At 58.0% G+C, this 6,000-nt stretch carries 7 protein-coding genes and 1 pseudogene; all 8 read right to left on the bottom strand.

The genetic code is table 11. From position 1 onward, the window contains the following. Nucleotides 1-140: pseudogene (locus AB4Z52_RS33190) on the bottom strand (IS110 family transposase); the annotation flags it as partial. A 350-nt stretch (nt 141-490) separates the two neighbouring features. Next, on the bottom strand, nt 491-1,129 hold the full coding sequence (locus AB4Z52_RS33185; protein WP_442222099.1) for a response regulator transcription factor: 639 nt from the start codon (nt 1,127-1,129) through the stop codon (nt 491-493). 640 nt (nt 1,130-1,769) lie between these two features. After that, nucleotides 1,770-2,054: a GNAT family N-acetyltransferase gene (locus AB4Z52_RS33180; RefSeq protein ID WP_442222098.1), complete on the bottom strand. Its 285-nt coding sequence runs from the start codon at nt 2,052-2,054 to the stop codon at nt 1,770-1,772. Between the two features lie 144 nt (nt 2,055-2,198). After that, nucleotides 2,199-2,957 (bottom strand): SDR family oxidoreductase, encoded by a 759-nt coding sequence (locus AB4Z52_RS33175; RefSeq protein ID WP_442222097.1) that lies wholly within the window; start codon nt 2,955-2,957, stop codon nt 2,199-2,201. 101 nt (nt 2,958-3,058) lie between these two features. Further along, nucleotides 3,059-3,469 (bottom strand): cupin domain-containing protein, encoded by a 411-nt coding sequence (locus AB4Z52_RS33170; RefSeq protein ID WP_442222096.1) that lies wholly within the window; start codon nt 3,467-3,469, stop codon nt 3,059-3,061. Nucleotides 3,470-3,582: 113 nt separating this feature from the next. Next, on the bottom strand, nt 3,583-3,735 hold the full coding sequence (locus AB4Z52_RS33165; RefSeq protein WP_442222095.1) for a hypothetical protein: 153 nt from the start codon (nt 3,733-3,735) through the stop codon (nt 3,583-3,585). Between the two features lie 44 nt (nt 3,736-3,779). After that, the gene (locus AB4Z52_RS33160; protein WP_442222094.1) at nt 3,780-4,220 is read right to left on the bottom strand and encodes a response regulator transcription factor; all 441 of its coding nucleotides are present in this window, start codon (nt 4,218-4,220) and stop codon (nt 3,780-3,782) included. A gap of 91 nt (nt 4,221-4,311) precedes the next feature. Next, nucleotides 4,312-5,796 carry a mechanosensitive ion channel family protein gene (locus tag AB4Z52_RS33155; protein WP_442222093.1) on the bottom strand — a complete coding sequence of 495 codons (1,485 nt, stop codon included), beginning with the start codon at nt 5,794-5,796 and terminating at the stop codon, nt 4,312-4,314. Nucleotides 5,797-6,000 lie beyond the last annotated feature (204 nt).

Below are 6,000 nucleotides of genomic sequence, written 5' to 3'. Positions count from 1 at the left end.
CCATCGATGCCACCGACGCTGGCTCCGACGAGATGTCGCCGAAAAACCGCACCTCGCTTGCGCTCGCCATTCGCAACCGCCACCGAAATCTTCAGCTTGGAGGTATCCAAGCCGATGAAAATTACGCTATCTTCTTTCATGGTTCGCCCTCGCTAAGCGTGGGGCTCGGCTCCGGCCAATCCAGAGCAACCCCCGAATTCAGCTTATCGCGGGGGCGGGCCACCTTCACCTCACGAACATACGGTCTAGGGATCGAAGGTGCGGTCACGGCCGGGCTGTCTGCGCTTGCCTTGTTTGGCGAGCGTGAGTTTCACGCTCAGCCCAATGACGGTGCCTCCAATAGAGCAAAGAAGCACGACTTGACATGGAAAAGCTTCAGGTTCTGGTTGCATCCCGATCTGCTTAGGTTCATTGCCGTATAAGCATAAAGCGGAGGGTGCTTCCCACATCCACTGCGACTTTCAACTCTGCCTGTGTTTTGCGGGTCCCCTCAATTCTTTTGAAGCTTTTCGGCCTTGCGGACCAAATCCGCAAGAGAACGGCTTTGCATTTTGCGCATCACGCTCATCCGATGCAGCTTCACGGTCATCTCGCTTATCCCGAGTTGATAGGCGACCTGCTTGTTCATGAGCCCACTGACGACACCAAACATCACTTCCAGCTCTCGCGGCGTCAACGCGTCGACGAGCGCGCGGATCCGATCCTGGTCAGCTTTCAACTTCAGTCTCTCGCCATTCAGTCGAATTGCATGGTCGACGGCATCGAGCAGATCCTGATTGACGAAGGGTTTGGTTAGGAAATCGGTCGCTCCAGCTTTCATCGCTCTGACACTGGCTGGAACATCCGCGTGGGCGGTTAGGAAGATGACCGGCATTCGGCTTCCAGTCGCGATGAGATGGCTCAGGACGTCAAGGCCTGTGCCTCCGGGCATTCGAAGGTCGGCCACGACGCAGCCAGGGGCGCTCGTATCCGCCGTGCTTAGAAATTCGACCCCGCTGGAGTAGGCCGAGGCCCGCCGTTTCGTCACCTCGAAGAGATCGAGCAAAGCGTCCCGCATGTCCTTGTCGTCATCGATGACGTAGACGATGGGATCGGCGGTCAAATCCGATTTCACCTCCAGATTGTCCATAATCTATCCTCCATTAAATTGCGAATGGGCATTCCCCAAAGGAGGATGCAAGCCCCGCATGTGGTAGGCAAACCAAACGACGCCGCTTGCGGCCGCCCACAGCCAATTTATCACGGGCTTTCATTCTGCGGATGGCAAACCTTGGTTTACATCGTAGCTCGGTGTGAGCAAGGACCCACATCGGCTACCTGTCCTGCTTGTTGTCTTGAGCCGGGGGGCGGGACGCTCGGCTGCCGGTCCGTTGGTCAAAGGAAGAAACCAGAGAACGCGTTCCAGCAAGCGAAGATGCTCGCACTGTCGCTACCGACCCTGCGGCGCAGTACTTTGGCGCTTCTTTGCCCGTTGCCGGACGTCTGCCGACCAGCCCAGGCGGCAACGGGCAGCTTTTTTTTCAGGGCTGGCAGTCCCGAGGCATGTCCGCGTAACACTTGGGTGGCGCGGCAAACCTTCTCATACTGTGCTCGGGTTCCGACGGGCAACACTCTCTCTTCGCCGTCGTTGCTCCTACTTCCACCAACGATCTCGACAGCGGTCACGGCGTCCTCCTCGGCCGCTGCCGCCCTCCAGCCGTAGCATGTGGACCTTACCGCTTGCCCGTCAGCTTTGTTGCGAGGTCGACGCGCTCGTTGGGACCCATGCGCTAAGTCGTGACCATCACGACGTCATGGTATTCCGGGTGGGCCTGCAGGAAATTTTCCATGAACGAGCACTTGATTATCGCTCTATTGCCTCGCTCGCGAAGGATATCGAAAACGCCCCGAACGAGCGCCGCTCCGATGCCCTGCCCCTCAAATTCCGGGACCTCGACGTGAAAGAATACAAAGTTTTCGTTCTTAATTTCATAGTACGCCGCCGCGTATACCTCACTGTGTATCTCGCGTTCAAAACGGTGCCGTTCGCGATTATCTCTGACTTGGGTGTCCATTGCGTTCTCCTTTCAAGCCGTTCATGGATGGGGATGCAGTCGAGCATATCGTCTCGAGCGGCCTGAATTGGCAACGGGAAATAAGGTCAGTCGGCTGAACGGCCGAGGCGCTTGTTTGGCCCCGGCCGCCTAGCAGCTTCAAATTTACGCCGCAGCCTTGGCGCGCTGCGCAAACCATGTCTTGACGTCCAGCCGACCGAGCTTGGCTGTCGCGAGCGGAACCAGGGATTGGTCGTCGACGAGCGACCCGAAATACCTAGCCTCCTTGTCGACCACGACGGTCCGTGCGTCACCAGCGGCGGCAAGATAGCCGGTCACGAACGCGCTCATCGGCTTCTTCTCAGGCCCCGCGATTTCGATGGTCCGGTTTTGCGGAGCCGAGATTGCAGCCTCAGAGACGAAGCCTGCGACGTCGTCTGCAGCAATGGGTTGGAATGCGCCAGGCGATACGTGAACCGTTTGCCCCACCGTGGCGCTGTCGGCGATGCCACCCAGGAATTCCATAAACTGCGTCGACCTGACGATGGTGTAAGGAACGCTGCCCTTCTTGACGATGCTTTCCTGTGCGACTTTCCCAGGAAAGTATCCGTTGTCGGGCGATCTCTCGATGCCAACGATGGAAAGCGCCACGTGGTGACGAACACCCGCCGCCTGCTCGGCCTTGATTAGGTTCGAGGTGGACTGCTCGAAGAACGAGAGCACGTCACTGGGCTGGAAAGACGGGGAGTTGGCCAGATCGATCACGACCTCTGCACCGGCGAGTGCGCCGGAAAGCCCCTCGCCTGTCAGAGTGTTGACTCCAGTGGCAGGAGACGCCTGCAGCACATCATGTCCCTGGTTTCTCAGGAGTGCCGCAACTTTCGTTCCGATGAGGCCCGAGCCTCCGATAATAACGATTTTCATGGTTCTACCCTTTGTTTGGAGATCCTTCGTGGGATCGTCCGCGGTTTCGAGAGCGAGGCAGCGGCGTTTTGCCATGAACTCCCGCTGCCCCGGAGACAATCTTAGTTGTCAGGATACACCAGCTTCGTCTCGTCAGTGTCGACTACGAAGACTGCGAAGAGTTTAGCGGGCTCGGTCTCGCTGGCATTCGCGCTAACGCGATGATGGTCGCCTGGCACTTCGCTCCAGTTTTCGCCGGTCTTGTAGACCTTGACCTCGCCGTCATTGATCTGGCTCTTGATGCTGCCTTCGATCACGGTCGCATAGATAAACGCGCTCTTGGGATGCATGTGCGAGGGGTTGCTGCCTCCGGGGCCATATTCGACCATAACCCCGCGCATGCTTTTGCCGGGCACGTTCGGAAGTAGGTGGTCGAACACCACCGTAACATTGGCATTGTGCGTTTTGTCCGCAGCCGCGGCAGGTAACGCGATCATCGCCACGCATAGCAAGCCCGTCACCAGCGTTCGCATGATTTTCTCCTTCTCGACGTGTTTGGTTACGCCCGGATCGTACGCGAGGCTTGCAGGGGAGGAATAGCTATACGAAGGTTAGGCGAGTCGGCAGTTTGTGACTTCAGCGGCCATCAACGCATATTCCGAACGATCCCGCTCGATCTCGTCGAAGGTACGAACGACGTCGGCGACAGAAGGGCGTGCAGCTTCTTCGTCAGGCGGCCGCGATGAAGCTTAACCATGATCTCGCTAGTCGTCATCTCATGCGCGGTCTGCTTGTTCATCGGGCCCCTCGGCGCATAGCAGAATACTTCCCCTTCACGCAGCTCTACGCGTGTGTGCGCTGGAACTCCCGCCGCGTTCCTGGCGCGCAATTCGGATTGCGTTCCAATGTAAGGTTCGTCGCGTTGACGAGACTTTCCGACTTAAATGGCCGCAAGAGATAATCGAGTGCTTGCGCCTTCATTGCTGAAACGCCTGTGGTGACGCTAGCGTTTACCGTCATGAAGGCGATCGGAAGCGGATGTCCGAGACCTGCCAGCCTCGCATGAAACTCCAGACCGGTCATTCCCGGCATCTTTACGTCCAGCAGGACGCAGCCGGGCGCGGACAGATCAACATGCTCGAGGAAATCGATGGCGCCTTCGAACGCAGTCGCCCGCGTATCGATCGGCTCGAAGCAGTTGAGGAGCGGCACCCGAAGGTCGGCGTCGTTATCGATGATATGAACCATCGCGAGCGGGTTCTGCGAACTGCCAACTTCACGCATGTTGGCCTCCCGTGACGGAGCGTCATACGCCCGCAATCACGCCATGCTGTCAATGAGTATGGTTGCTGCGAAGCACTGGAAACCGTAGCGATCAGGCTTGCAAATGGTTCCGATGTATCTGAAACATCGATCGTATCCGGTGGTTCAACCTCTGACGCTCATGCGGGGGGGCTGCCATTCCAGACCTGTCTCCCATCCCTTGCCGGCGGGCAAGGTTGGCAGCCAGGTCTTCGGCAAGCTCCGGTCGTTCTCGCAGCAGCGGCGCAAGGGAATCCTTGTCGATCTCGTAGACTGTGACGCGCGTGACGGCGCTCAGGGCATGAGATTCTTCCATACCAGCAAGGGCGCTCTGTTCGCCGAACAAGTCGCCCGGTGCCAACCGAGCGATCTCTTCGTCACCCATCTTGATGGCCACAATGCCCGCTCTTACGATCATGAGACCTGCCAGCGTTTCGCCTTCCCGGATGATCTCGGCACCAGCGGCAAAGCTTCGTCGGGTTGCCGAGGTTGCAAGAGCAGTACGCTCGTCCCTACTCAGGATGGAGAAGATTGGGTGGGCTTCGATCAGCCCGAGCGCCGCCGGAGTCGCGGGATGCTCTTCGTGTCGGGGGTTGTCTGTCATAACGACCATGCTTTCCGGCGGCATCGCGAGTTGCAGCCCGTTGGCTTTGCAGTGACGGTAGACTAGGTCGATGATTTCATTGCGGGCATCGCCGCGCCGCGCGGGACTGGTGACGCGAAACTGCAATTCGACGTTGATCGCGCTGGCGTCGATACCAACGAGAACAACGCTCGGGTTCGGTTCCTTCACAATAACGTTGCTGCTTTCGAGCACGGTGCGCATCACCTCGACGATTGTTCGAGGCATGCGTGTCGGGGCCACGCGGATCGGGAGGGTGAGCTGATGGTTTTCGTCGGGCTGGCTTATGTTTGTCAGGCCCAGTTTGGCCAGGACACTGTTGGGCAATACGACGACGTTGTGATCTCCAGTGAGAAGATGCGTCGAGCGCCAGTTGCTGGCCACGACCCTTCCTTCGGTGCCGTCGCGCAAAGAGATCCAGTCGCCGATGACATAGGGGCGTCCAAGCGTGAGAGCAATGCCCGAGAACACGTCGCTTAGGGTGCTCTGTAACGCGAGTCCAACGATGATTGCGACGACCCCGGATGTAGCCAACAGCGTCCCGATCGGAACGCCGAAGACGAAGGCGAGGATCGAAAGAAGCACCCCAAGATAGACGGCGGCAACGATCAAGTCCTGAATCAGTCTTGCCTCTCTCGGACGGTGGTCGAGAACAATATAGATACGAACGAAGCCTATTAGAGCCCATGACAGATGGACCCACCACAAGATCTTGGCAGCCACGAGCAACATATTTGCGCCATCGGAATTGGGCGGATCGTAATGAAAGGGAAAGGCGCGGGCGTATGCCAGCACGGCCGTCATTACCGCAAAAAAGGCGATCTGGACGATTAGCCGAGCTGTGGGGCGGGACCGGCCTTGCACATGCCATACGATGATTCCAGCAACGCCAAGGAAACTTATAAGCAGCGGCAGCAATTGAAGTTCCCGAACCATACCCGTTCTCGTGACATGAAATCCGAGCCGGTGCCTGTCCCGCGACCAAACGGGGCGGATCGAGACGGTCTGGATTTCGAAGTGAATATTTGATCTGATCTCTTCGCGGCACAGCGCAAGCCAACATTATAGTCGACCCACGTGGGGCGGGTATCAAACGAAGGTTTACCCTCGCTCCCACCCTACCTCGCGATTATCCACTGG

The organism is Rhizobium sp. 2YAF20, assembly GCF_052114685.1.
Classification (GTDB): Bacteria; Pseudomonadota; Alphaproteobacteria; order Rhizobiales; family Rhizobiaceae; genus Rhizobium.
Note: the sequence above shows the minus strand (reverse complement) of the source record. Positions and strands in the feature narration are given on the sequence as shown.

Coding starts and splice junctions, on each gene's coding strand:
- AB4Z52_RS33185 (WP_442222099.1), bottom strand. CDS start 1,129: ATGGACAATCTGGAGGTGAAATCGGATTTGACCGCCGATCCCATCGTC.
- AB4Z52_RS33180 (WP_442222098.1), bottom strand. CDS start 2,054: ATGGACACCCAAGTCAGAGATAATCGCGAACGGCACCGTTTTGAACGC.
- AB4Z52_RS33175 (WP_442222097.1), bottom strand. CDS start 2,957: ATGAAAATCGTTATTATCGGAGGCTCGGGCCTCATCGGAACGAAAGTT.
- AB4Z52_RS33170 (WP_442222096.1), bottom strand. CDS start 3,469: ATGCGAACGCTGGTGACGGGCTTGCTATGCGTGGCGATGATCGCGTTA.
- AB4Z52_RS33165 (WP_442222095.1), bottom strand. CDS start 3,735: ATGAACAAGCAGACCGCGCATGAGATGACGACTAGCGAGATCATGGTT.
- AB4Z52_RS33160 (WP_442222094.1), bottom strand. CDS start 4,220: ATGCGTGAAGTTGGCAGTTCGCAGAACCCGCTCGCGATGGTTCATATC.
- AB4Z52_RS33155 (WP_442222093.1), bottom strand. CDS start 5,796: ATGGTTCGGGAACTTCAATTGCTGCCGCTGCTTATAAGTTTCCTTGGC.